Raw genomic sequence first — 25,272 nt, 5'->3', positions numbered from 1 at the left:
CGCACTCAACCTCTCCGAGCCCACCGCGCCCAGGCGCTGACGACAAGGGCTGATCAGGCATGGCCAACACGCCGCCCGGCGGACCAGGTCCCGCGACCGGTCACGGCCTCGACGACCGCGTGCCCTTCCTGGCCCGGCTCGACCACGCCGACCGCACCGCGCTGCTCGCTCTCGGCCGCCGGCTCGACTACCCCGCGCGCACCACCGCGCTGCGCGAAGGCGAACCCTCCGACCACGTCCTGCTCGTCCTGGGCGGCTGGCTCAAGGTGACCGCCGCCGCCGAGAACGGGTACGAGGCGCTGCTCGCCCTGCGCGGGCCGGGCGACATCGTCGGCGAGTCCGCCGCCCTCAGCGGCCGGCCCCGGGCGGCCACCGTCACCGCGCTGGAACGGGTCCAGGCCGCCGCCGTCGACCGGGCCGCCTTCACCGCCTACCTCCAGCGCACCCCCGCGGCCTCGATGCAACTGCTGGCGTTGTCCACCGACCGGCTGCGCGCCGCCGACCACCACCGGCTGAAGTTCGCCTCGCTCACCGTCAGCGAACGGCTCGCCGACCTCCTGCTGGAACTCGCCCGCACCCACGGCCAGCGCACCGCCGAGGGCATCGTCGTGTCCGTCCCGCTCAGCCAGCAGGAACTGGCCGGCTCGGTCGGCGCCTCCCGGGAGGCCGTCGCCCGGCTGCTCAGGTCACTGCGGGACCGCGGCATCGTCGTCACCAGCCGCCGCTCGCTGGTCATCGCCCGCCCCGAACTGCTCCGGAGGCCCGGTCAAGTCCGCTGATCCGCACCGAGGTTCTGTGCACACCGTCACAGAGCGAGTGCCTCATCGGCGCTCACACCGACACGCCCGCAACGGGCAGGCTGAGGCCCGACGACGAACCGAGAGGCGACCATGACCGACCCGGTGAACCACACCATCCTGCTGCTGGACATCGAGCAGTTCGGCAGGCGGGACGACGTCGAGCAGGCGTTCATGCGCCGGATGCTCTACTCCGTCCTGCACGAGACGCTGCGCAGCGCCGGGGTCGAGCCCGCCGACCAGCGCCTGGAGGACCGTGGTGACTCCGTGATGGCCCTGATCAGCCCCACCGTCCCCAAGCCCCGGCTGCTGCACGCGCTGATCAACGAGACCCCCGTCCTGCTGCACGCCAACAACCGCCTCGCGGCCGCCGGCGCCCGGGTACGGCTGCGGATCGTGCTCGCCTCCGGCGAGGTCGCCGTCCAGGAGCTCGGCGGGGCACTCGGCGGCGCCGTCGGCTGGGACCTCAACCAGGCCTTCCGGCTGCTGGACTCCACCGCCCTGCGCGACGCGCTGCGGCACCGGGACGGGCCCTGCGTGCTCGGCGTCTCCGACGCGCTGTACCAGGGCATCGTCCGGCACGGCCACGGCGGGCTGCTGCCGGAGGCGTTCCACCGGGTCACCGTCCAGGGCAAGGAGGGCGACTTCACGGCCTGGCTGCACGGCGAACCCGCGCCCGCGCCGGTGGAAGCCCCGAGCACCGTCCCGGCCGCCTCGCCCACCCCCGCACCGGCCACGGCTCCCGCCCCGGCCCCCGGCCCCGCGCCCGCGCCCGCGCCCGCGCCCGCTGAGAGCCGCACCCCCGCCACCTTCCAGTTCCTCGGCGGCACCCCGACCTTCGGCGGCAACCTGATCGGCGGCGACCAGCACATCGTCTCCGGCGGCGAGGTCCACGGCGACGTCAACACCGGCAACACCGTGGGCGGTGAGCGATGACCGCCACCGCCGAACCGGACGCCGCCGCCCAGCCGCTCGACCCCGACGAGCTCCAGGAGGCCCCGCCCGAGGAGCCCCAGAACGCCCTGGAGGCCGTCCAGGAGCTGCTGGAGCACGTCCCGGACGGCTTCGCCGGCCGCAACAACCTGTTCGCCGGCGGCAATCCCCACTTCGGCGGCGACCTGATCGGCGGGGACCGGCACACCGTCTCCGGCGGGCAGGTCCACGGCGACGTCGTCACCGGCCCGAAGACCACCGTCTACCAGTTCGGCTCCGCCTTCGGCGCCCCACCGCACGCCTCCGGCGAGGTCCCCGCCGAGGAACTCGCCGCCCTCACCACCGTCTTCCGCCCCGGACCGGCCTTCCAACAGGCCCTCCAACAGCTGCGCGAGCACCGCGTCCTGATCCTCACCGGCCGGGCCGACACCGGGCGGCGCTCCGCCGCGCTGATGCTGCTGCACACGCTCGGCATCCGCCGGATCCGCAACCTCGACCCCGGCGTCCCACCCACCGCGCTGCTCACCGGCGCCGAACCGGCCCCGGGCTACCTGCTCGCCGACTACACCACCTCCCGCACCCGTCCACTGCTCCGGCCCGACCTCGACCGCCTGCGCGAGACCCTCGCCAAGCAGGACGGCTACCTGGTGGTCACCACCACCCGCTCCGCCGCGATCCGCGAACTCCCCAGCGTCGACTGGCAGCCGCCCGACCCCGGGCTCGTCCTCGGCGCCCACCTGGACGCCCTGCGGGACGGCCTGCCCTCCGGCCGGCACCTGCTCTCCCTGGAACCCGTCGAGGAATTCCTGGCCAAGTACCCGCCGATCCGCGAAGTCGCCGAGTTCGCCGTCAAGTTGGCCCGCTACTCCCCCGAGACCGACCACCCCTCCGACCTCGCCGACTTCGGCCACGGCATCGTCCAGGAGAAGGTCGGCCGCTGGTTCGGGGACGACAAGCTCCCGCTCCAGGAGAAGGCGTTCCTGATCTCCCTGGCCGTCTTCGACCACGCCCCGTACACGCTCGCCGCCGAGTGCGCCGACAAGCTGTTCCGGCGCCTGGAGACCATCCGCACCGCCGGGGAACCGGACGGCATCCCGCCCTTCGGCAGCTCGGTCGAGGAGCGCATGGCCCTCGCCCGCGCCGAACTCACCGAGGAGACCGAGCAGACCCCGTGGGGCCCGGTGCCGCAGCGGATGGCCTCCTTCCTGGACCCCCGCACCTCGCCCGTCCTGCTGCGCGAGGTCTGGACGAGCCACCCCTCCGCCCGCCCCGCGATCACCGGCTGGCTCAACGCCCTGGCCACCGACTCCCGCGCCCTGGTCCGTACCCGGGTCGCCTCCACCACCGCGCTGCTGGCCTCCGTCGACCTCTCCGCCACCATGAGCGGGCTGCTCGGCCCCTGGTCCGGCGCCAAGGACTTCCGGCTCTGCCTCCAGGCCGCCAACAGCCTCGCCCTCGCCTACCACGCGGGCACCGCCGCCGTCCCGCGGATCCTGCGCAGCTGGGCCGGCGACGACAGCGCCCGCCGCCGCTGGACCGCCATCCGCTGCTACGCCCTGCTCGGCCCGCTCCTGCCCGCCCAGGCCCTGGAGGCCTTCGTGCTGGCCGCCGAACGGCTGGGCGACGGGGAGCTCGACCAGCTCGCCGCCCGGTTCGAGCACGGCGGCCGGCCCCCGGCGGCCGAGCAGGCCGACCGCTTCCAGGTGCTCGGCCTGCTCGAAGCGGCCGAGCTGCTGCTGCTCTCCGCCGAGGCCGAGCAGGTGCTGCGCGCCCTGGTCCGCTGGCTCAGCGGCCCGGCCGCCCTGCGGCAGCTGGCCCTGGCGGTCTTCCTGACCGCCGCCCAGCGCACCGAGGACACCGCCGTGGGCCGGCCGCTGCTGCTCGACTGGTACGCCCGCAGCCCGCGCCCCGAGCCGGGGAGCGTGGTCAGCGTCACGGTGCTCGCCGCTCCCGAGGAGCCCGTCCCCGTCCGCTCGCTGCTGGTCGCCCTGTGGCGCACGGCACTGGACGACCGCCGCTACCGCGACGCGGCCCTCGGGGTGCTGCGCGGCTGGCTGATCGGCGCCGCCGACCAGCCGGAGACCACCGCCCGGCTCACCGAACTCTTCGACGACCTGGCCGTCACCGAGCGCGACCGCCAGCGGCTCGACCACCTCGTCCGCACCGTCCGCACCGGCAGCCCGGAGACCCCGGTCCTGCCCGGCGGCTGAGGCCGAACCACCCGAACCCGTCCCGATCCTGGAGCACCCGCGCATGTCGGTACGACACCGCCCCGACTTCCCCGCCGGCGACCTCGTCGACCCGGTCCTGACGGTCCACCCGCTCGGCCGGGCGCTCGGCCTGCCCAAGCGGCCGAACGCCCGGGCCGACTCCGCCCTGGTCCTGACCACGCCGTCCGGTGACCACCAGGTCTACCTGCCGCCGCACCGCCCCGGCTTCAGCGACCTGGTGGGCCGCGGCTACCAGGCCGCCTTCGAGGTCGACCTCGGCCTGCACCACCTGCGGGCCGAGGAGCGGCTGCCCGGCCGGGACGACGTCGGCGCCTTCGAGGCCGTGGTGGAGATCGACTGGCAGGTGTCGGCGGCGGAGCTGGTCGTGGCCAGCCGGGTCCGGGACGTCCCGGCGCTGCTCGTCCCCCGGATCCGGCAGCGGATGCGGGCGGTCACCCGCCATCTCACCACCGACCGGAGCGGCGAGGCCGAGACCGCCGTCCAGCAGGCGCTGGACGAGTACCCCGTCGCCGAGGCGGAGGGCCTGCGGGTGCGCTGCGCCGTCCAGCTGGACATCGACCAGGCCGCCCGCGAACAGAAGGAGCGGCTGCGCGGCTACCACTTCGACACCCAGGCGCACCCGCACGCCCTCCGGCAGGTCGAGGAGTCCCACGAGATCCTCGCCGCGAAGGCGAAGTTCTACCAGTACCACCTGGAGCAGGGCGGGGTCACCGCCTGGGCCCTCCAGGTCGCCGCCCACCCCGAGGACCTGAAGGAGGCCCTCAAGTACCTGAAGGACGAGCAGCGGGAACTGGTCCAGGGCCAGCTCCACGTGATCGAGCGGCTGCTCGACCGGAACGCCCTGGAGGAGTTCGAGCTGGAGGGTCCGCGCCAGGACGCCAAGGCCGCGCTCGAAGCCCTCCTGCGGCAGCGGCCCGCCGGCCCGGCCTCGCCCGGCCCGGGCGGACCCAGGCTCGACAAGGGCCCGAACCCTCCGCTCACTCAGTGACCCCGAGGAGCCCGCCGTGACCGGCCCACCCACCACCACCGCGTCCTCCGGTGCCCCGCCGGCACCTCCGCCCGGCACCGCCCTGCTCGCCGAACTGCGCACCGAGATCGCCCGCGCGGACAGCAAGGCCGCCGTCCTGGTCGCCGCCCTCGGCGTGATCGTCGGGGTGCTCGGCGGCCTGCTCACCAGCACCGGCTGGGCACCGCAGCAGCTGTCCGGCGCCGCCAAGGTGCTGCTCGCCCTCGGTGGGCTCGGCATCGCCATCTCCCTGGTCGCGCTGCTGTTCGCGGTGCTGCCCCGCTTCCGCCGCAGCAGCTGGCGGCCGGGCCGCCCGCTCGGCTACTTCGGGGACATCCGGCTGGCCGCCGAACAGGGAATGCTCGCCGACGCCCTGGCCGACACCGAGCGACTGGCCGCCGAGGCCGTCCGCGCCGCGCTCGCGGAGAACAGCCTGATCGTCTCGCGGAAGCACTCCTGGGTCCGGGTCGGCATCCTCGCCTTCGGCGCCGGCCTGTTCCCGCTGGTCACTGCCCTGTTCCTGGGCTGAACCGGCTGCGCACGCCCCGACCAGCACCGCCGGCACCGCCCGCACCGCCCGCACCGCCCGCACCACCCGCACCACCCGCACCGTCCTGCACAGCCCAGCACCGTACGGACGCCGCCGCGCGCGCGTCCCGTCCCCGAGGACCTCGCCATGACCGAACCGACCTACCCGGACGCCCCGCCGCCGCAGTACCCCGGCACCCCGCCCCAGTACCCGACCGTGCCGCCGCAGCACCCGACCGTCCCGCCGCAGCCCCCGCAGGGCGCTCCCCAGTACCCGGGCGCCGCGGCCCCGCCGCAGTACCCGGCCGCCACCCCGCAGTACCCCGCCACGGCCGTGCCGCCCCAGTACCCCACCGCGGCCCCGCCGCAGTACCCGGCCGCCACCCCGCAGTACCCGACCCCCACCCCACCCCCGCAGCAACCGCCCCGCATCCCCGCCCAGGGCTTCGCCCCGCCGCCCGCCCCGCCGCGGCCGCCCGTCCTCGACCCCACCCTCGACATCGACCTGCACACCGGCCGGATCCACCTGGCCGCCCGCCAGCGCGGCGCCGACGCCACCGCGATCGGCCAGCTGGTGCTCCAGCTCCCGCACTTCCTGTGCAGCCTGCTGGTGATCGGGATCATCTCGATGTTCCTCGCCGAGCCCTTCAACTACCTGCTGATCGGCGCCTGGATCGCCTCCGGCGCACTGGTCTTCCACCGCCCGACCGAGAAGCTCCTCGCCCGCTACCTGTTCCGGATGCGTCCGGCCCTGCATTCCGAGCTGACCAGGCTGGAGCCGATCTGGCACCAGGTGACCGCCAAGGCGGGGGTGAACCCGGACACGTACGACCTGTGGATCGAGGACCACAAGGCGATCAACGCCACCGCGGCCGCCGGCCACATCGTCGGCGTGACCCGCTACGCGCTGGAGACCCTCCCCGACGCCCAGCTCGCCGCCGTGCTCGCCCACGAGCTCGGCCACCACCGCGGCGGTCACGCCTGGGCGACCCTGCTCGGCTACTGGTACTCGATGCCGGCCCGGATCGCCTGGGCGGCGTTCCGGATCGCGGCGGTGATCGCTTTCCAGATCGCCTCGGTGTTCTCGCTGCTCGGCGCCCTGGTGGTCGGGCTGGTCTCGGTCGTCCTGGTGGTGGCGGTGGCCCTCTCCTTCCCGCCGCTGCTGCTGGTCCTGGTCACGCCGTACCTGCTCGCCGCGGTCGGACGGCGCTCCGAGCTGCGGGCGGACGTCCAGGCCGCCGAACTCGGCTTCGCCGACGCCATGATCGAGGTCTTCCACGGCTTCCTGCGGGACGAGGAGCAGGCCATGGCGATCGCCGCGCGGGAGAACGGCGGCCGGGCCGTCCGCCCGGGTCTGGGGCAGCGCCTGCTCTCCACCCACCCGGACACCCACACCCGGATCCGCCGTCTGGAGGACTGGCGGGCGGCCGCGGCAGCCGCCGCCCGCTAGGACAGGTCCCAGGGCCTGCCCGGCGTCGCTCGCCCGGCAGGATCCGCCGGGCAGGCGCCGGCCGGGAACGCCGCAGGGCGGCCACCCCGTGAGGGGTGACCGCCCTGGCGATCAGTGGCCGTTGCCGGCCGCAGACGTGACTCAGCCGGTGTACGGGCCGTAGTCGTAGTCGTCCAGCGGGACCGCCTGGCCGGAGCCGGCGCCGAAGGGCGACAGGTCGTAGTCGTCGTAGCCGACGGCCGAGTACATCGCGGCCTTGGCCTCCTCGGTCGGCTCGACCCGGATGTTGCGGTAGCGGGGCAGACCCGTACCGGCCGGGATGAGCTTACCGAGGATGACGTTCTCCTTGAGGCCCAGCAGCGGGTCCGACTTGGCGTGGATCGCCGCGTCGGTGAGGACCCGGGTCGTCTCCTGGAAGGAGGCGGCCGACAGCCAGGACTCGGTGGCCAGCGAGGCCTTGGTGATACCCATCAGCTGCGGACGGCCGGAGGCGGGGTGACCGCCCTCGGCGACCACACGACGGTTCTCCTGCTCGAAGCGGCCGCGCTCGACGAGCTCGCCCGGGAGCAGCTCGGCGTCGCCCGACTCGATGATCGTCACGCGGCGGAGCATCTGCCGGATGATGATCTCGATGTGCTTGTCGTGGATCGACACACCCTGCGAGTTGTAGACCTTCTGGACCTCGGCGACCAGGTGGACCTGGACGGCACGCTGGCCCATGATCCGCAGCACGTCGTGCGGGTTGGTGGCACCCATGGTCAGCTTCTGGCCGACCTCGACCGCCTCGCCCTCGCTGACCAGCAGCTTGACGCGCTTCGAGACCGGGTAGGCGATCTCGTCGCTGCCGTCGTCCGGCGTGACGACCAGCTTGCGGGTCTTCTCGGTGTCCTCGATGCGGACCCGGCCGGCGGCCTCCGAGATCGGGGCCACACCCTTGGGGGTACGGGCCTCGAAGAGCTCGACGACACGCGGCAGACCCTGGGTGATGTCGTCACCGGCCACACCACCGGTGTGGAAGGTACGCATGGTCAGCTGGGTACCGGGCTCACCGATGGACTGGGCGGCGATGATGCCGACCGCCTCGCCGATGTCGACCAGCTTGCCGGTGGCCAGCGAGCGCCCGTAGCACATGGCGCAGGTGCCGACGGCCGACTCACAGGTCAGGATCGAGCGGGTCTTGACCTCGCTCACACCGTGGCGGATCAGCTCGTCGATCAGGACGTCGCCGAGGTCGGTGTTGGCGGTGGCCAGCAGCTTGCCGTCGACGGTGATGTCCTCGGCGAGCATGCGGGCGTACACGCTGGTCTCGACGTCGTCGGCCTTGCGCAGCACGCCGTCGGCGCCCACGGAACCGATCGACAGCTTCAGGCCGCGCTCGGTGCCGCAGTCCTCCTCGCGAATGATGACGTCCTGGGAGACGTCGACCAGACGACGGGTGAGGTAGCCGGAGTCGGCGGTACGGAGGGCGGTGTCGGCCAGACCCTTACGGGCACCGTGGGTGGAGATGAAGTACTCCAGCACGGACAGACCCTCACGGAACGACGCCTTGATGGGTCGCGGGATGGTCTCGTTCTTGGCGTTCGACACCAGACCACGCATACCGGCGATCTGGCGCATCTGCATCATGTTTCCACGAGCACCCGAGTCGACCATCATGAAGATGGGGTTCGTCTTCGGGAAGTTCGCGGCCATGGCGTCCGCGACCTCGTTGGTCGCCTGGGTCCAGATGCCGACGAGCTCCTGCTTGCGCTCGTCGTTGGTGATCAGACCGCGCTCGTACTGCTTCTGGACCTTCTCCGCCTTCGCCTCGAAGCCCTCAAGGATCTGGGGCTTGCTCGGCGGGACGATGACGTCCGAGATCGAGACGGTGACACCGGAACGGGTCGACCAGTGGAAGCCGGCCGCCTTCAGGTTGTCCAGGGTCGCCGCGACGGTGACCTTGGGGTAGCGCTCCGCCAGGTCGTTGACGATCGCGGAGAGCTGCTTCTTGCCCACCTCGTAGTCGACGAACGGGTAGTCCTCGGGCAGCAGCTCGTTGAAGAGCGCGCGGCCCAGGGTGGTGGTCAGGCGGAAGGGCTCACCCTCGAACCAGCTCGACTGGCCCTCCTCGTCCACCGGCGGGGTCCAGCCGCGCGGCGGGACGGTGCCGGCGCCGAGGCGCAGCTCGATCGGGGCCTGGACGTCCAGCTCACGGGCGTCGAAGGCCATGATCGCCTCGGCGGTCGACGAGAAGGTGCGGCCTGCGCCCTTCACGTTCTCGCGGTCCGAGGTCAGGAAGAACAGACCGAGCACCATGTCCTGGGTCGGCATGGTGACGGGGCGACCGTCGGCCGGCTTCAGGATGTTGTTCGAGGACAGCATCAGGATGCGGGCCTCGGCCTGCGCCTCCGCGGAGAGCGGCAGGTGGACGGCCATCTGGTCACCGTCGAAGTCCGCGTTGAACGCGGTGCAGACGAGCGGGTGGATCTGGATGGCCTTGCCCTCGACCAGCTGCGGCTCGAAGGCCTGGATGCCGAGGCGGTGCAGGGTGGGCGCACGGTTCAGCAGGACCGGGTGCTCGGCGATGACCTCTTCGAGCACGTCCCACACGACCGGGCGGGCACGCTCGACCATGCGCTTGGCCGACTTGATGTTCTGCGCGTGGTTCAGGTCGACCAGGCGCTTCATCACGAACGGCTTGAAGAGCTCCAGCGCCATGGCCTTCGGCAGACCGCACTGGTGCAGCTTGAGCTGCGGGCCGACGACGATGACCGAACGGGCCGAGTAGTCGACTCGCTTGCCGAGCAGGTTCTGGCGGAAACGACCCTGCTTGCCCTTCAGCATGTCGCTGAGGGACTTCAGGGGCCGGTTGCCCGGGCCGGTGACCGGACGACCGCGGCGGCCGTTGTCGAACAGCGCGTCGACGGCCTCCTGGAGCATGCGCTTCTCGTTGTTCACGATGATCTCGGGGGCACCGAGGTCGAGCAGGCGCTTCAGGCGGTTGTTGCGGTTGATCACGCGGCGGTACAGGTCGTTCAGGTCGGAGGTCGCGAAGCGGCCACCGTCCAGCTGCACCATCGGACGCAGGTCCGGCGGGATGACCGGGACGCAGTCCAGGACCATGCCGTTCGGCTTGTTGCTGGTCTGCAGGAACGCGGAGACGACCTTGAGGCGCTTCAGCGCACGGGTCTTCTTCTGGCCCTTGCCGGTGCGGATGATCTCGCGGAGGCGCTCGGCCTCCTCCGCCAGGTCGAAGGTCTCCAGGCGGTCCTTGAGGGCCGCGGCGCCCATCGAGCCGGAGAAGTAGGTGCCGAAGCGGTCGCGCAGCTCGCGGTAGAGCAGCTCGTCGCCCTCCAGGTCCTGGACCTTGAGGTTCTTGAAGCGGGCCCACACCTCGTCGAGGCGGTCGAGCTCGCGCTGCGCGCGGTCGCGCAGCTGCTTCATCTCGCGCTCGGCGCCCTCGCGCACCTTGCGGCGCACGTCGGCCTTGGCGCCCTCGGCCTCCAGCTCGGCCAGGTCGGTCTCGGCCTTCTTGGCGCGGGCTTCGAGGTCGGCGTCGCGGCGGTTCTCGATCTGCTGGCGCTCGACCGAGACGTGCGCCTCCAGGGACGGCAGGTCGCGCTGGCGGCGCTCGTCGTCGACCCAGGTGATCATGTAGGCGGCGAAGTAGATGACCTTTTCGAGGTCCTTCGGCGCCAGGTCGAGCAGGTAGCCGAGGCGGGACGGCACACCCTTGAAGTACCAGATGTGGGTGACCGGGGCGGCCAGCTCGATGTGGCCCATCCGCTCACGGCGCACCTTGGCGCGGGTCACCTCGACGCCGCAGCGCTCGCAGATGATGCCCTTGAAGCGGACGCGCTTGTACTTACCGCAGTAGCACTCCCAGTCCCGGGTCGGGCCGAAGATCTTCTCGCAGAAGAGGCCGTCCTTTTCGGGCTTCAGGGTGCGGTAGTTGATGGTCTCCGGCTTCTTGACCTCGCCGTGCGACCACTGGCGGATGTCGTCGGCGGTGGCCAGGCCGATGCGGAGCTCGTCGAAGAAGTTGACGTCAAGCACTGGTCGTCAAGCCCTCTTTCGTGATTCGAGAGTTTGTCTGTGGTCTGAGGGGGGCCTGGGGGCGGGCCGGCCGCGCTCCGCTTGATCCGCAAGCGCGAGCCGGCCCGACCTCCGTCAGACCTCTTCGACGCTGCTCGGCTCGCGCCGGGACAGGTCGATGCCGAGCTCCTCGGCCGCGCGGAAGACGTCCTCGTCGGAGTCCCGCATCTCGATGGACTGGCCGTCCGAGGACAGCACCTCCACGTTGAGGCAGAGCGACTGCATTTCCTTGATGAGGACCTTGAAGGACTCGGGAATGCCGGGCTCGGGGATGTTCTCGCCCTTGACGATGGCCTCGTAGACCTTCACGCGGCCGAGGACGTCGTCGGACTTGATGGTGAGCAGCTCCTGCAGCGCGTACGCGGCGCCGTACGCTTCGAGGGCCCACACCTCCATCTCACCGAAGCGCTGACCACCGAACTGCGCCTTACCACCGAGCGGCTGCTGGGTGATCATCGAGTACGGACCGGTCGAACGGGCGTGCAGCTTGTCGTCGACCAGGTGGTGCAGCTTGAGGATGTACATGTAGCCGACCGAGACCGGCATCGGGAACGGCTCGCCGGAGCGGCCGTCGAACAGGCGGGCCTTGCCGGTGGAGTTCACCAGGCGCTCACCGTCACGGGTGAGGGTGGTGTTGTCCAGCAGGCCGGTGATCTCGTCCTCGCGGGCGCCGTCGAAGACCGGGGTGGCGAGGTTGGTGCCGCCCTGGACGGTGTCGGCGCCGATCGCCTGCAGGCGCTGGGCCCACTCGTCGGCGAGACCGGAGACGTCCCAGCCCTGCTTGGCGAGCCACCCGAGGTGGATCTCCAGGACCTGTCCCGGGTTCATTCGGGACGGGACACCCAGCGGGTTGAGGATGATGTCGACCGGGGTGCCGTCCTCCAGGAAGGGCATGTCCTCGACCGGGAGGATCTTGGAGATGACACCCTTGTTGCCGTGGCGGCCGGCGAGCTTGTCACCGTTGGTGATCTTGCGCTTCTGGGCCACGTAGACGCGGACCAGCTGGTTCACACCCGGGGGAAGCTCGTCGCCCTCCTCGCGGTCGAACACGCGGACGCCGATGACCTTGCCGGACTCACCGTGCGGGACCTTCAGCGAGGTGTCGCGGACCTCACGGGCCTTCTCGCCGAAGATCGCGCGGAGCAGGCGCTCCTCGGGGGTCAGCTCGGTCTCACCCTTCGGGGTGACCTTGCCGACGAGGATGTCACCGGTGACGACGTCGGCACCGATCCGGATGATGCCGCGCTCGTCGAGGTCGGCCAGGACCTCCTCGGAGACGTTCGGGATGTCCCGGGTGATCTCCTCGGGGCCGAGCTTGGTGTCACGGGCGTCGACCTCGTGCTCCTCGATGTGGATCGAGGAGAGGACGTCGTCCTGCACGAGGCGCTGCGACAGGATGATCGCGTCCTCGTAGTTGTGACCCTCCCACGACATGAACGCCACGAGCAGGTTCTTGCCGAGGGCCATCTCGCCCTCGTCGGTGCACGGGCCGTCGGCCAGCACCTGGTTGACCTCGACCCGGGCGCCCTCGTCCACGAGCACCTTCTGGTTGAAGGCGGTGCCCTGGTTGGAGCGGGTGAACTTGGCGGCGCGGTACGTGGTGTACGTGCCGTCGTCGTTGGCCACGGTGACGTAGTCGGCCGAGACCTCCTGCACCACACCGGCCTTCTCGGCGGTGATGACGTCGGCGGCGTCGACGGCGCAGCGGTACTCCATGCCGGTGCCGACCAGCGGGGCCTCGCTCTTCAGCAGCGGCACCGCCTGGCGCATCATGTTGGAGCCCATGAGCGCGCGGTTGGCGTCGTCGTGCTCAAGGAACGGGATCATGGCGGTCGCGACCGACACCATCTGGCGCGGCGAGACGTCCATGTAGTCGATCTCGGTGCCGGGGATGTAGTCGATCTCGCCACCACGGCGGCGGACCAGGACGCGCGGCTCGGCGAAGTGCAGGTCCGCGGTCAGCGGGGCGTTCGCCTGGGCGATGACGTAGCGGTCCTCCTCGTCGGCGGTGAGGTAGTCCACCTTCTCGGTGACGACACCGTCGACGACCTTGCGGTACGGGGTCTCGATGAAGCCGAAGGCGTTGACCCGGCCGTACGAGGCCAGCGACCCGATCAGACCGATGTTCGGGCCTTCCGGGGTCTCGATCGGACACATGCGGCCGTAGTGCGAGGGGTGCACGTCACGGACCTCGAAGCCGGCGCGCTCACGGGAGAGACCACCGGGACCGAGGGCGGACAGACGGCGCTTGTGGGTCAGGCCCGACAGCGGGTTCGTCTGGTCCATGAACTGCGACAGCTGGCTGGTGCCGAAGAACTCCTTGATGGAGGCGACGACCGGCCGGATGTTGATCAGGGTCTGCGGCGTGATCGCCTCGACGTCCTGGGTGGTCATGCGCTCGCGCACGACGCGCTCCATGCGGGCGAGACCCGTACGGACCTGGTTCTGGATGAGCTCGCCGACGTTGCGCAGGCGGCGGTTGCCGAAGTGGTCGATGTCGTCGACCTCGACCACGATGTCGCGGCCGGTCTCGTCACGCCACTCGGTCTCACCCGCGTGCAGCTTCACCAGGTACTTGATCGCACCGATGATGTCGGGCTCGGTGAGCACGCCGGAGTCCAGCGACTCGGCGTTGCCCAGCTTGCGGTTGAGCTTGTAACGACCGACCTTGGCCAGGTCGTAGCGCTTCGGGTTGAAGTACAGGTTCTCCAGAAGCGTCTGCGCGGCCTCGCGCGTCGGCGGCTCGCCCGGACGCAGCTTGCGGTAGATGTCCAGCAGCGCGTCGTCCTGGCCCTGGGTGTGGTCCTTCTCCAGGGTGTTGCGCATCGACTCGTACTCGCCGAACTCTTCGAGAATCATCTCGTTGGTCCAGCCGAGAGCCTTCAGCAGCACGGTGACGGACTGCTTGCGCTTGCGGTCGATGCGGACGCCGACCATGTCGCGCTTGTCGATCTCCATCTCCAGCCAGGCACCACGCGAGGGGATGACCTTGCAGGAGTAGATGTCCTTGTCGGACACCTTGTCCAGGGTGGAGTCGAAGTACACACCCGGGGAGCGGACCAGCTGCGACACGACGACACGCTCGGTGCCGTTGATCACGAACGTGCCCTTGTGGGTCATGAGCGGGAAGTCGCCCATGAAGACCGTCTGAGACTTGATCTCACCGGTCTCGTTGTTGGTGAACTCGGCCGTGACGAAGAGCGGAGCCGCGTACGTGAAGTCGCGGTCCTTGCACTCGTCAATGGAGTTCTTCGGCGGCTCGAAACGGTGGTCGCGGAAGGTCAGGGACATCGACCCGCTGAAGTCCTCGATCGGGGAGATCTCCTCGAAGATCTCCTCCAGACCGGACTTGGTGGGGACGTCCTGACCGGACTCCAGCGCCTGCTCGACCCGGGACTTCCAGGCCGCGTTGCCGAGCAGCCAGTCAAAGCTCTCGGTCTGCAGGGCCAGGAGGTTCGGGACCTCAAGGGGCTCCTTGATCTTCGCGAAGGAGACGCGGAGCGGGGCGGTGGATGCGGCGGAATTGTTCGAGGCGTTGCGCGGCGCGGCCAAGAGGGGGGTCCTTCCGAGGGCTCGGAGCTCACTACGCGCGTACCAGCCGGGCCTGCTTGGGCTTGGACCCGCCTTCCTCGCCACTGGCCTCCGCCGGGGTGGAAATCCCAGGTCAGAGCCGCTTTGCGGAGGCGGTGCCAGACCCCTTCAGGGCAACGCAAACTCCGGGCGACGAGTCACGGAGCAGCTAACAGGCAGCGCAAAGGGACAGTGTAGCCAAAGGCCACACTGCTGTCCAGCTCTGATTCGGAAACCGAATCGGAGACTCCTCCCGGTAGCCGGGGGCGCGGACGCCCACCGGGTACTGCTCTAACTCACGTGGAGTCATTTCCCGCCGGAGCCACTGGTTATGCATCCAGCGGCGAACCAACCGGGCGGACTCGCGCCTTGAGAATCGCGCGCCTCGCCAGGTTCGTCAAGGGCCCGCCGGCGGCGCGGACCTCGACCCGTCTATCGGCCCGGAGCCCCCCGGCGTTACAGAAGCCGTGGTCGGGACCACTGTCGACGATGGTGATCACCATACTCCTCGACGCCGACAGTACCGAGTGAGCGATCGGCCACACCGGTGGTTCCCGGCCTGCCCGCCCGGCCTGCGCCCGGGAACGCAAAAGGCCGGGCCGACCACCCACAAGGGTGATCGGCCCGGCCTCAGGCCCCCTCAGAGGGGGCGAGAAGTCACTTGACGGTGACCTTGGCGCCGGCACCCTCAAGGGCGGCCTTGGCCTTCTCGGCAACGTCCTTGGCAACCTTCTCCAGGACCTTGGCACCAGCGGTGTCAACGAGGTCCTTGGCCTCCTTCAGGCCGAGGGAGGTCAGGGTGCGCACCTCCTTGATGACCTGGATCTTCTTGTCGCCGGCCGACTCAAGGATGACGTCGAACTCGTCCTGCTCCTCGACGGCCTCGGCCGGGGCACCGGGGACACCGGCGGCGGCAACGGCGACCGGGGCGGCGGCGGTGACGTCGAACTTCTCCTCGAAGGCCTTCACGAAGGCAGCGAGCTCGATGAGGGTGAGCTCCTCGAACTGCGCGAGCAGCTCGTCCTGGGACAGCTTCGCCATGATTGGCGTCCTTCCACTAAATCGGCAGGTGGTGCCGGATGTACGGGTTGGCGGGCGTACGGGCCCGCAGCGAGGCGTGAGCCTGCCGAATTACTCGGCGGCCTCGTCCTCGGCGGCGGGAGCCGGCGTACCGGCACCGCCCTGCTCGACCTTGTCGCGCAGCGCGTCCACGGTGCGGACGAGCTTCGACGGCAGGGCCTGGAAGAGCGCGGCAGCCTGGGACTGCTTGGCCTTCAGGGCACCCGCCAGCTTGGCGAGCAGCACCTCGCGGGACTCAAGGTCCGCGAGCTTCTTGATCTCATCGGCGGACAGCGCCTTGCCGTCAAGGACACCGCCCTTGATGATGAGAGCGGGGTTCTCCTTGGCGAAGTCACGCAGAGCCTTCGCCGACTCCACCGGGTCACCGGTGACGAAGGCGACAGCCGTCGGACCGTTGAACAGGTCGTCCAGCTCGGAGATCCCGGCCTCATTGGCCGCGATCTTGGTCAGCGTGTTCTTCACCACGGCGTACTCGGCGTTGTCGCCGAGCGAGCGACGCAGGGTCTTGACCTGCTTCACCGAGAGACCGCGGTACTCGGTGAGCAGCGCCGCGGAGGAGCCACGGAACTTGTCCGTGATCTCGGCGACGGCGGCAGCCTTGTCGGGCCTGGCCATAGGCTTACGCCTCCTTCCGTGATGTCGAAGTCCGGCCGACCGCGAAAGTCGACCATTCACGCCTCGAACCGACCGGACGGAAGGAAAGCCCTTGCGAAATGCAATGAGCCCCGGTGCGCAGGCGCACGGGGCTCTCAGCGACCTCAACGGGCGGTAGCGCGAACGCGTCACCCGGAAGTCGAAGCTCCAGACACACCTGCGCGGGCTGCCTGCGACGAAGCGCAGATCCTTCGGCCACCTGCTCCCTGACGGGCGCGGCGACAACCAGCGGTCTTTGGCTTCCGCAACAGTAACCGGAGCCGTCCGCACGACGCAAATCGCCCTCGGACGGGTGAACCCGGGCGGGCCGGGAGCGGCTCAGCGGGCCAGTGGGGAGACCGTCCGGACCCCGGTGTCCACGGTGTCCGTCTCGGCCGGGGCCTGGGCCGAGAGCAGCGGGCCGGCGGGGTCGGAGTAGACGACCGAGTCGTCCGCCCGGCCGCTGTCGCCGTTGCCGGTGCGCTGGAGCCGGACCAGCTGGTCCTTGTCGTTCAGCCAGAGGTCCAGGGTGAGCGAGATCGAGCCGCCCGGGGCCAGCGCGGCCCGCAGGTTGTCCCGTCGGGCCTGGGTCAGCCCGGTCTGGGCGGCCGCGTACTTCTCGGCGGTGGTGGTCACCCGGTAGTGCTCGACGGTCGAGTCCTCGTACTTCTCCTCGCCGACGAAGGTGCCCTCCACCCCGTCCGCGGTGGCCGCGGCCAGCGCCTCGACCGGGTTCAGCAGGTCGACCAGCCCCGCGTACGGGATCTCCTTGTGCCCGTCCGGGTCGGCCGGGACGGTGAAGCGCTCCCAGTGCCTGCCGCCGTTCCTGGCCGCCGTGGCGGCGTCGCCGCCCTGGTAGGCGACGGTGTCCACGACGATCAGCTGCTCGGCGTCCGCCGGGGTGGAGCGCTTGATCTGCAGCGCCGTCTTGGGCGCCCAGAACAGCGGACCGGAACCGGCGTCCGCGCCCAGCCGGTAGCTGACCTTGGCCCGGCGGGCGGTCTGCATGGCCAGCTCGGCGGAGAGCAGCACGCCGTGCGGCGAGCGGTCGGTCGGCTTGGCCGGACCGGTCGGGGTGGCGGTGGTCGGGGAGGCGCTGCTCGCGCTCGACCCGGCGGACGGCGTGGCGGGCGCGACGTCGCCCCCGCCGCAGCCGGTCAGTCCGCTCGCGAGCGCGGCGACGACGGCCAGTGCCGCCAGCCGCTGCCGTCCCGGCATCGTCCGTTCCTCTCTCACCGGGCCACCTTGCCATCCGGACCCGGATCCGCCGGTGGCGGCCCCCCGGCCGGACCCCACCGGCCCCGGCCCGTCCACCGGTCGGACGAGTCGGGCCGCAGCGGGGACCGGGGTCAGCTGTCGGTGCCGGCGGCGTTCTTGCCGAGCTTCGCCAGCTCGGTGATCTCGATCGTGTCGGACCGGTCCGGCGCGGTCGTGTTGACCGCGGTGCCGTAGTCCGAGTAGGTGACGGTGACCTTCATCGCGCCGGCCTTGGTGTCGGCCTGCTCGGTCCGCTTCACCACGAGCTGGTCGGCGTCCACCCAGACGTCGATGGTCTCGCTGGTGATGCCCATGGCGGCCAGCGACTTCTTCAGCTGGTCGACCTGCTCGGTGGTGAGGCCGCCGTTGGCCTTCGCCATGTTGGCCACGTTCAGCACACCGGTGTAGTGGGTGGCCGGCTTGCCGTTCACCGTCTCCTGCCCGACCTCGCTCACGGCGCCGGAGGCGATCAGGGTCCGCACCCCCTCCACGGGGTCGGCCTTCTTGAACTGGTCGGAGGTGCCGGCACCGCCGGCCGCGCCGCCCTTCAGCTTGGCGACGTCGTCGAAGCCGATGTGCACCCAGTGCCGCCCGTCGGACGCCTTCAGGGCCTCGCCGCCGAGCTTCATGTACATGCCGTCCGGAACGAACCGGTAGACGAACGCCGTGCTGCCCATGCTCTCGGTCATCTTCTCGGCGTTCGGCGTGCCGGACAGGTCCATCGTCATGTCGCCCTGGAGACCGCCGTCCCAGCCCATGGCGCCGTCGGCCTTCATGGTGATGCTGCCGATGGTGATGTCCTCGGTGACCTTGGCGGACTTGGCCGCCCCGGTCTTCTTGGTGACCTGCTCCAGGAAGACCGCCGGACTCACCTTGACCGGCGGGGCCGCCTGGGTGGTCACGGCGGCGGCCGTGGCCGGCGCGGCCGGGGCGGCGTTCCTGCCGGCGGAGTCACTGTTGTCGTTGCAGGCGGTCGCGGTCAGCGCCAGCGCGCCGAGGACGACGGCGACGGCGGCCTTGCGGGTTCCAGCCATGGTGTTCCCCCCTTGAGAACTCCCGGGCGCGCGGTGCGCCCGGGGCGGTAGCCGGTGGTTGCTGCGGAAGCTCCCGGCGCAGCGCCGGTTCGGGTCCCGGGCGGTTCCGGTGTCGGGCGGTTCGGGTACCGGGCCGGATCAGCCGAACAGCTTGAGGAGGTCGGCCTGGGAGCCGAGGTCACCGGCGGCGGGCGCCTCGACCTTGCTGCCCTTGCCCAAGTCGGAGTACTTGACGGTGACGGCCTTCGCCTGGCCGTTGGTGTCGCCGTACTCCTGGTACTTGACGAGCTCCTGCTTGTCGTTCAGCCAGAAGTCGATGGTGAGGGTCTTGCCGTCCTCCTCCAGCGTCTTCTGGACGGACTGGCGCTGCTCCGCCGAGAGCGCGGTCATTCCGGCCACCAGGGTGGCGGTCTCCTCGACCGCCCGCAGGTGGGTGGTCTGGACGCCGTCGACGCTCTCCTGGCCGACCTTGGTCAGCTTGCCGCTCCCGGCCGCGATGGTGAGCTGGACGACCGGGTTGGTCATCTGGCCCATCACCACGAAGGCGCCGCCCATCTCCTCCGTGGAGGGCACCTTGACCCAGTGCTTCCCCTGCAGGGCCGCGGCGTCGTCGCTGCCGACGTAGGCGTCGGCGCCGATCACCCGGATCTTGAGCTTCTTGCCGTCCATGTCGCTGGACACGTCCAGGGCGACCTTGCCCGGGTCCTTCCAGTCGACGGTGCCCGAGCCGCCCGGGCTGGTCGGGTCCGGGGAGGTCATGGCGACCTTGCCGTTGCCGGCCTTCTGCATCACCAGGGCGGCGGCGGTGAGGGCGGCCTTCGGGTCCGCGGTCAGCCCGGCCGGGACCGACCCGGCGTCCTTGGTGTCAGCGGCCGACTTGTTGTCGCTGCCGCCCTTGCTTCCGCAGGCGGTGGCGCCGGCCAGCAGGACGGCGGCGGTCGCGACGGTGGCGGCGAGACGCACGGCACGCATGGAAGTACCCCCCGTAAGCTCTTCGGAAGAGCTGATCCTCAGCTCCTTCTCATGCGGACTCTAACGGATCGCCCGGACGGACCCGCACCGGATATCCCGTCCGCTCATCCGGCCGCCGTGGCCGGCGTCGTGTCCCCCGGTCCGGGGGCTGAGACGTCCGTGGTGGTCACCGTGGTTCCGGCGCTTCCCCGCGTCGTCTCCCGCAGTCGCAACAGCCGCCGGCCTGGGCCGACCCAGACGTCGTAGCCGATCTGCGCGACCCCGCGCTGCCGGTACCAGTCGACCACCGCGGCCAGCCGCTGGGGGCTCAACTCCCCGTCGGCGCCGAAGTAGTCGGCCACCGGGGCGGCGCCCTGGTAGTGGGCGGCGGTCACCCCGGCCAGCTGCTCGCCGCCGAGCGAGCCGAGCCGGTCCGTCCGGGCCATCGCGTACGCCCGGCCGCCCGGGTTGGTGACCAGTGTGCTCATCCAGCCGCCCGCGTAGCCGCCGGGGTCGATCCCGGCCTTCGGGTCGAGCGACTCCGCGGTGGCGCGGTCCGCGTGCTTGGGCGCGACGCCCTGGTAGACGAGGTCGATCGCGCCGTCGTGGAGGGTCAGCCGTCCCGTGCCCAGTTCGTCGGTGACGGCCAGCGCGGCCTCGTCGCGGTCCCCCCAGACCAGCGTGCCGCCCGCCGTGCGCCGGCCGTCCGGGCCCTCCCGCACCACGTCGATCCGGGCGCCGCCGGTGTCGTCCAGCGCCTGGGCGGCCGCGAGCACCACCTGCTTGGGCGGCACCGGCGCCGGCTCACCGGGGACCTGAGTGCCGGGGGCGGCCAGCATGCTGCAGCCGGTGGCGGTCCCGAGCAGCAGCAGGGCCGCCGCGAGCGCGGTGGGGCGAAGGGCGGGCGGCACGGCACACTCCGGCGGTCACAGGTTCTCCACATGAACTGACCGGCAGAGCGTACGACGACTCGGTCAACCGTTCCCATCCGCCCGTGTTCCGATCCCGCAACCGTTTCCGCGGCCGGTCGCACCGCCGGGGCCGGACGGGGCCGGGAACGAACGACGGCGGGCCCGCACCCCCGGTGAAGGGGGTACGGGCCCGCCGTGCGGACTGCTCTAGAGCGCTGGGGCTCAGACCGCGGCCGGGTCCTCCTCGACGAGGAGGTTGCGGGTGCGGTTCGGGTCCACCTGGATGCCGGGGCCCATGGTGGTCGAGAACGCGGTCTTCTTGATGTAGCGGCCCTTGGCGGCGGACGGCTTGGCGCGGAGCACCTCGTCCAGCGCGGCGGCGTAGTTCTCGACCAGCTGCTCGTCGGTGAAGGAGGCCTTACCGATGATGAAGTGCAGGTTCGAGTGCTTGTCGACGCGGAACTCGATCTTGCCGCCCTTGATGTCGTTGACAGCCTTGGCGACGTCCGGGGTCACGGTGCCGGTCTTCGGGTTCGGCATCAGACCACGGGGACCGAGCACGCGGCCCAGGCGGCCGACCTTGCCCATGAGGTCCGGGGTGGCGACGACGGCGTCGAAGTCCAGCTTGCCCTTCGCGACCTCGTCGATCAGCTCGTCGGCACCGACGATGTCGGCACCCGCAGCACGCGCGGCCTCGGCACGCTCGCCGGTCGCGAAGACCAGGACCCGAGCGGTCTTACCGGTGCCGTGCGGGAGGATCACGGTGCTGCGGACCATCTGGTCGGCCTTGCGCGGGTCGACGCCCAGACGCATGGCGACCTCAACGGTGCCGTCGAACTTGGTGGTGCTGGTCGCCTTGGCGAGGCGGACGGCCTCAAGCGGGGCGTAAAGGCGCTCGCGGTCGACCTTGGCGTCCGCGGCCTTCAGAGCCTTGCTGCGCTTCACTGCTGCTCCTGAATGGTGATGGGAGTTGTGGTGCTCGACGGGCCTGCGCAGGCCCTACCACGGGGGACGGCTGAGCCGATCAGTCCCTGACGGAACGGGGTGATCAGCCCTCGACGGTGATGCCCATCGACCGGGCGGTGCCGGCGATGATCTTCTCCGCCGCGTCCAGGTCGTTGGCGTTCAGGTCGGGCATCTTGGTGGTGGCGATCTCGCGGACCTGGGCGCTGGTGAGCTTGGCGACCTTGGTCTTGTGCGGCTCGCTGGAGCCCTTCTCGACACCCGCGGCCTTCAGGATGAGGCGCGCGGCCGGCGGCGTCTTCGTGATGAAGGTGAAGGAACGGTCCTCGTAGACCGTGATCTCCACCGGCACGATCATGCCGCGCTGCGACTCGGTCGCAGCGTTGTAGGCCTTGCAGAACTCCATGATGTTGACGCCGTGCTGACCCAGCGCGGGGCCGACCGGCGGCGCCGGGTTGGCCGCACCGGCGTTGATCTGGAGCTTGATAAGCCCCGTGACCTTCTTCTTCTTGGGAGGCATGTCTCTCCGGGTCCTTCCGAGAGGTGATTGCTGGTGCGTGCGGAACCGGGGCGACACCCGGTCGCCAGCACACACATCGGACCAGGCTAACGCGTCGGCGCCGCTGGACCAAAACGGATTCGGGGCGGGGGCCCTCGGCCCCCGCCCCGGATCCGAAGACCGTGGGACTAGTTCTTCTGGATCTGGTCGAAGGAGAGCTCGACCGGGGTCTCCCGGCCGAAGATCTCGACCAGGCCCTTGACCTTCTTCGAGTCGGGGTTGATCTCGTTGATGGTCGCCTGGAGGGTCGCGAACGGGCCGTCGGTGACGGTGACCGAGTCGCCGACCTCGAAGTCCAGCACCTGGATCTCGGTCGGCTTGACCGGGGAGGGCTTGCCGGCCTCCTTGGCGGCCTGGCGCTCGACGTCCGGGGCGAGCATCTTGACGACCTCGTCCAGGGTCAGCGGGTACGGGTCGTAGGCGTTGCCGACGAAGCCGGTGACACCGGGGGTGTTGCGCACGACGCCCCAGGACTCCGGGGTGAGGTCCATGCGCACCAGGACGTAACCGGGGAGCTTGTTCTGCCGGATGGTCTTGCGGTCGCCGTTCTTGATCTGGACGACCTCCTCCTGCGGCACCTCGGCCTGGAAGATGTACTCCTCGACGTTCAGCGAGACGGCGCGCTGCTCCAGGTTCTGCTTCACCCGGTTCTCGTAGCCGGCGTAGGTGTGGATCACGTACCACTCGCCCGGCATGAAGCGCAGGTCCTCGCGGAACTTGGCGACCGGGTCGACCTCGTCCTCGGCCTCGGCGGGCTCCTCGGCCTCCTCGGCCTCCTCGCCGGCGAGCTCCTGGTCGTCCTCCACGTGCAGCGCGGACTCCTCGGCGGCCTCGCCGGCCTCGGCCTCGTCGTACGCCTCGACCTCGTCCTCGTCGCTGTCCGCGGCGTCGACGATCTGCTCGGCGGACTCGGCGTCGTCAGCCAGCTCGGCCGCGTCCAGCTCGGCGGCGACATCCGCCTCGCGGACGGTCTCGTCGGCGTCGTACAGGGGGGACTCAGACACGGTGGCTGCTTCTTTCCTGGAGATGGTGAAGGTGGCGCGCTCCGAAACCGGACCGGCGCGCGGCCGCTCGCGCGGGCGCCAGGAGAGGTCTCGGAGACTTCAACAGTACCGAGTCCACGGTACGCGCGCGTACGTCCGCCGCCGACAGCTCGACCCGGACCGATGATTCGGCCCGGGTCGGGAGGTGGTTCGGAGGTGGGGCTCGATCAGCCGAAGACCAAGAGGCTCAGCTTGGCGAAGCCGTAGTCGAGGCCGTAGACGAAGCCCATCACGACCACGACGAAGGTCACCACGACGGCGGTGTAGTTGGTGAGCTCGCTCCTGGTGGGCCAGACGACCTTGCGCAGCTCGGCGATGATCTGGCGGTAGAAGAGGCCCATCCGCGCGAAGAGGCCCTTCTTGGCCCGCTTGCCGGACTTCTTCTGCTTGCCGGACTTCTTGTCGCCCTCGACAGCGGCGGTCTCGGCAGCGCCGTCGGTCCCCTCGGGGTTGCCGCTCTCAGGCGTTGCGGTGGAGCCCGTGGTCTCCGTCACTCGTCCTCACCTGAATCCGGGTCCGGCCGAACATCGCCTGCGTACCCGTTTCAGGCACGAGCGGTCGGCTTAAGCGGTGCTGATCGGTGCCCTCTCCGCATCAAGCCCGCTCGCTCTGTGGAGCGAACGGGCTGAGTACGGATCAAGCAGCAGGGCAAGAGGGACTCGAACCCCCAACCGCCGGTTTTGGAGACCGGTGCTCTACCAATTGAGCTATTGCCCTACGGAACCTCTCGGCCCCTGGTGGCGACCAACCTACCGCATCTCCCCCCGCCGTCTGTACAGGCGGTGAAAGCTCCGGTCTTTTTCGGCGGGCCGTCGAGGAGCGAGTGTACGTGGTCGGAGGCTGTTTGGTCGAACCTCTTCTTCCGGGGCCGCCGCCCGCCCGGCGGATGTCCGGCCGGGCGCGGCGATCACCGGCGGATCGTCGGGGGTCGCGATGCGGACGGAGCCGTACGGATGGTGAAACCGCGATGACCGGTCCGTCCCGGTTCTGCGACGATGCAGGCATGAGCGCTTCCACCCCGCAGCCCGACCCTTCCATCCGCCCCGCCGACCGCCGGGTCTCCGCCCGGATCGGCGCGATCGCCGAGTCCGCGACCCTCGCCGTGGACGCCAAGGCCAAGGCCCTCAAGGCGGCCGGCCGTCCGGTGATCGGCTTCGGTGCCGGCGAGCCCGACTTCCCCACGCCGGACTACATCGTCGAGGCGGCCGTCGAGGCCTGCCGCGACCCGAAGAACCACCGTTACACCCCGGCGGGTGGCCTGCCCGAGCTGAAGGCCGCGATCGCCGCCAAGACGCTGCGCGACTCGGGCTACGAGGTGGACGCCTCCCAGGTGCTGGTGACCAACGGCGGCAAGCAGGCGATCTACGAGGCCTTCGCCGCGATCCTGGACCCGGGCGACGAGGTCATCATCCCGGCCCCGTACTGGACCACCTACCCGGAGTCGGTCCAGCTGGCCGGCGGCGTCCCGGTGGAGGTCGTGTCCGACGAGACCACCGGCTACAAGGTCTCGGTCGAACAGCTGGAGGCCGCCCGCACCGAGAACACCAAGGTGGTGCTCTTCGTCTCGCCGTCCAACCCGACCGGCGCGGTGTACACCGAGGCCGAGGCCGAGGAGATCGGCCGCTGGGCGCTGGAGCACGGCCTCTGGGTGCTCACCGACGAGATCTACGAGCACCTGGTCTACGGCGACGCGAGCTTCACCTCGCTGCCGGCCCTGCTGCCCGAGCTCGCCGACAAGTGCATCGTGGTCAACGGCGTCGCCAAGACCTACGCGATGACCGGCTGGCGGGTGGGCTGGGTGATCGGCCCCAAGGACGTGATCAAGGCCGCGACCAACCTCCAGTCGCACGCCACCTCGAACGTCTCCAACGTGGCCCAGCGCGCCGCGCTGGCCGCCGTCGCGGGCGACCTGGACGCGGTGGCCGAGATGCGCGAGGCCTTCGACCGCCGCCGCAGGACCATCGTGCGGATGCTCAACGAGATCGAGGGCGTCCTGTGCCCCGAGCCCGAGGGCGCGTTCTACGCGTACCCCTCGGTCAAGGGCCTGCTGGGCAAGGAGATCCGCGGCCGTCGCCCGCAGACCTCCGGCGAGCTGGCCGCGCTGATCCTGGACGAGGCCGAGGTCGCGGTCGTCCCGGGCGAGGCCTTCGGCACCCCCGGCTACCTGCGGCTCTCCTACGCGCTCGGCGACGCCGACCTGGTCGAGGGCGTCAGCCGGCTCCAGAAGCTGCTCGGCGAGGCCCGCGACTGAC

Annotated in this window: 19 protein-coding genes and 1 tRNA gene; 7 read left to right on the top strand and 13 right to left on the bottom strand. The window is 70.7% G+C overall.

Translation table 11 applies throughout. The features are described from left to right. Positions 1-59: 59 nt before the first annotated feature. The 6 genes from ACIRVF_RS02480 (at position 60) to ACIRVF_RS02455 (ending at position 6,945) form a co-directional block, all read left to right on the top strand. On the top strand, positions 60-779 hold the full coding sequence (locus tag ACIRVF_RS02480; protein WP_402812555.1) for a Crp/Fnr family transcriptional regulator: 720 nt from the start codon (positions 60-62) through the stop codon (positions 777-779). Positions 780-890: 111 nt separating this feature from the next. After that, entirely contained in the window at positions 891-1,733 is an 843-nt protein-coding gene (locus ACIRVF_RS02475) for a hypothetical protein (RefSeq protein WP_402812552.1), read from the top strand. Beyond that, positions 1,730-3,940, top strand: coding sequence for a hypothetical protein (locus ACIRVF_RS02470; protein WP_402812549.1), 2,211 nt, complete (start codon positions 1,730-1,732; stop codon positions 3,938-3,940). Before ACIRVF_RS02475 ends, ACIRVF_RS02470 begins: the two co-directional genes overlap by 4 nt. Before the next feature lie 43 nt (positions 3,941-3,983). Then, positions 3,984-4,949, top strand: a complete 966-nt coding sequence (locus ACIRVF_RS02465; protein ID WP_402812546.1) for a hypothetical protein — start codon at positions 3,984-3,986, stop codon at positions 4,947-4,949. Between the two features lie 16 nt (positions 4,950-4,965). Beyond that, complete coding sequence (locus ACIRVF_RS02460) at positions 4,966-5,496, top strand: Pycsar system effector family protein (protein ID WP_402812543.1); 531 nt, start codon at positions 4,966-4,968, stop codon at positions 5,494-5,496. A gap of 147 nt (positions 5,497-5,643) precedes the next feature. Beyond that, a complete protein-coding gene (locus tag ACIRVF_RS02455; RefSeq protein WP_402812540.1) occupies positions 5,644-6,945 on the top strand; it encodes a M48 family metalloprotease in 1,302 nt (433 codons plus the stop codon). A gap of 141 nt (positions 6,946-7,086) precedes the next feature. Here the strand turns inward: ACIRVF_RS02455 and ACIRVF_RS02450 are convergent, their stop codons facing one another. The 13 genes from ACIRVF_RS02450 to ACIRVF_RS02390 form a co-directional block, all read right to left on the bottom strand. Continuing rightward, positions 7,087-10,980, bottom strand: a complete 3,894-nt coding sequence (locus ACIRVF_RS02450) for a DNA-directed RNA polymerase subunit beta' (RefSeq protein ID WP_402812537.1) — start codon at positions 10,978-10,980, stop codon at positions 7,087-7,089. Positions 10,981-11,094: 114 nt separating this feature from the next. Next, positions 11,095-14,571, bottom strand: coding sequence for a DNA-directed RNA polymerase subunit beta (gene rpoB / locus ACIRVF_RS02445; RefSeq protein ID WP_380421360.1), 3,477 nt, complete (start codon positions 14,569-14,571; stop codon positions 11,095-11,097). 675 nt (positions 14,572-15,246) lie between these two features. Beyond that, a complete protein-coding gene (gene rplL, locus ACIRVF_RS02440; RefSeq protein ID WP_402812533.1) occupies positions 15,247-15,630 on the bottom strand; it encodes a 50S ribosomal protein L7/L12 in 384 nt (127 codons plus the stop codon). A 90-nt stretch (positions 15,631-15,720) separates the two neighbouring features. Next, positions 15,721-16,284 carry a 50S ribosomal protein L10 gene (gene rplJ / locus ACIRVF_RS02435; RefSeq protein ID WP_030290437.1) on the bottom strand — a complete coding sequence of 188 codons (564 nt, stop codon included), beginning with the start codon at positions 16,282-16,284 and terminating at the stop codon, positions 15,721-15,723. Between the two features lie 357 nt (positions 16,285-16,641). Then, positions 16,642-17,520: a hypothetical protein gene (locus tag ACIRVF_RS02430; protein WP_402812530.1), complete on the bottom strand. Its 879-nt coding sequence runs from the start codon at positions 17,518-17,520 to the stop codon at positions 16,642-16,644. Between the two features lie 131 nt (positions 17,521-17,651). Next, positions 17,652-18,593, bottom strand: coding sequence for a hypothetical protein (locus ACIRVF_RS02425; protein ID WP_402812527.1), 942 nt, complete (start codon positions 18,591-18,593; stop codon positions 17,652-17,654). A 138-nt stretch (positions 18,594-18,731) separates the two neighbouring features. Continuing rightward, entirely contained in the window at positions 18,732-19,565 is an 834-nt protein-coding gene (locus ACIRVF_RS02420) for a hypothetical protein (RefSeq protein ID WP_402812525.1), read from the bottom strand. Between the two features lie 104 nt (positions 19,566-19,669). Next, the gene (locus tag ACIRVF_RS02415; protein ID WP_402812522.1) at positions 19,670-20,455 is read right to left on the bottom strand and encodes a hypothetical protein; all 786 of its coding nucleotides are present in this window, start codon (positions 20,453-20,455) and stop codon (positions 19,670-19,672) included. 222 nt (positions 20,456-20,677) lie between these two features. Next, a complete protein-coding gene (gene rplA, locus ACIRVF_RS02410; RefSeq protein ID WP_030290441.1) occupies positions 20,678-21,400 on the bottom strand; it encodes a 50S ribosomal protein L1 in 723 nt (240 codons plus the stop codon). 103 nt (positions 21,401-21,503) lie between these two features. Next, positions 21,504-21,938 carry a 50S ribosomal protein L11 gene (rplK, locus tag ACIRVF_RS02405; RefSeq protein WP_153461023.1) on the bottom strand — a complete coding sequence of 145 codons (435 nt, stop codon included), beginning with the start codon at positions 21,936-21,938 and terminating at the stop codon, positions 21,504-21,506. 167 nt (positions 21,939-22,105) lie between these two features. Continuing rightward, positions 22,106-22,981, bottom strand: a complete 876-nt coding sequence (gene nusG, locus ACIRVF_RS02400) for a transcription termination/antitermination protein NusG (protein ID WP_402812518.1) — start codon at positions 22,979-22,981, stop codon at positions 22,106-22,108. A gap of 206 nt (positions 22,982-23,187) precedes the next feature. Next, complete coding sequence (secE, locus tag ACIRVF_RS02395) at positions 23,188-23,514, bottom strand: preprotein translocase subunit SecE (RefSeq protein WP_380421353.1); 327 nt, start codon at positions 23,512-23,514, stop codon at positions 23,188-23,190. Positions 23,515-23,664: 150 nt separating this feature from the next. Next, positions 23,665-23,737, bottom strand: a tRNA-Trp gene (locus tag ACIRVF_RS02390). A gap of 286 nt (positions 23,738-24,023) precedes the next feature. Here ACIRVF_RS02390 and ACIRVF_RS02385 point away from each other — a divergent pair. Beyond that, positions 24,024-25,271, top strand: coding sequence for a pyridoxal phosphate-dependent aminotransferase (locus ACIRVF_RS02385; protein ID WP_402812513.1), 1,248 nt, complete (start codon positions 24,024-24,026; stop codon positions 25,269-25,271). Position 25,272 lies beyond the last annotated feature (1 nt).

Source organism: Kitasatospora sp. NPDC101157 (assembly GCF_044768255.1).
In the GTDB taxonomy this organism is placed as follows: Bacteria; Actinomycetota; Actinomycetes; order Streptomycetales; family Streptomycetaceae; genus Kitasatospora.
The sequence above is the reverse complement of the archived record's forward strand: the minus strand, read 5'-3'. Positions and strand labels throughout refer to the sequence as shown.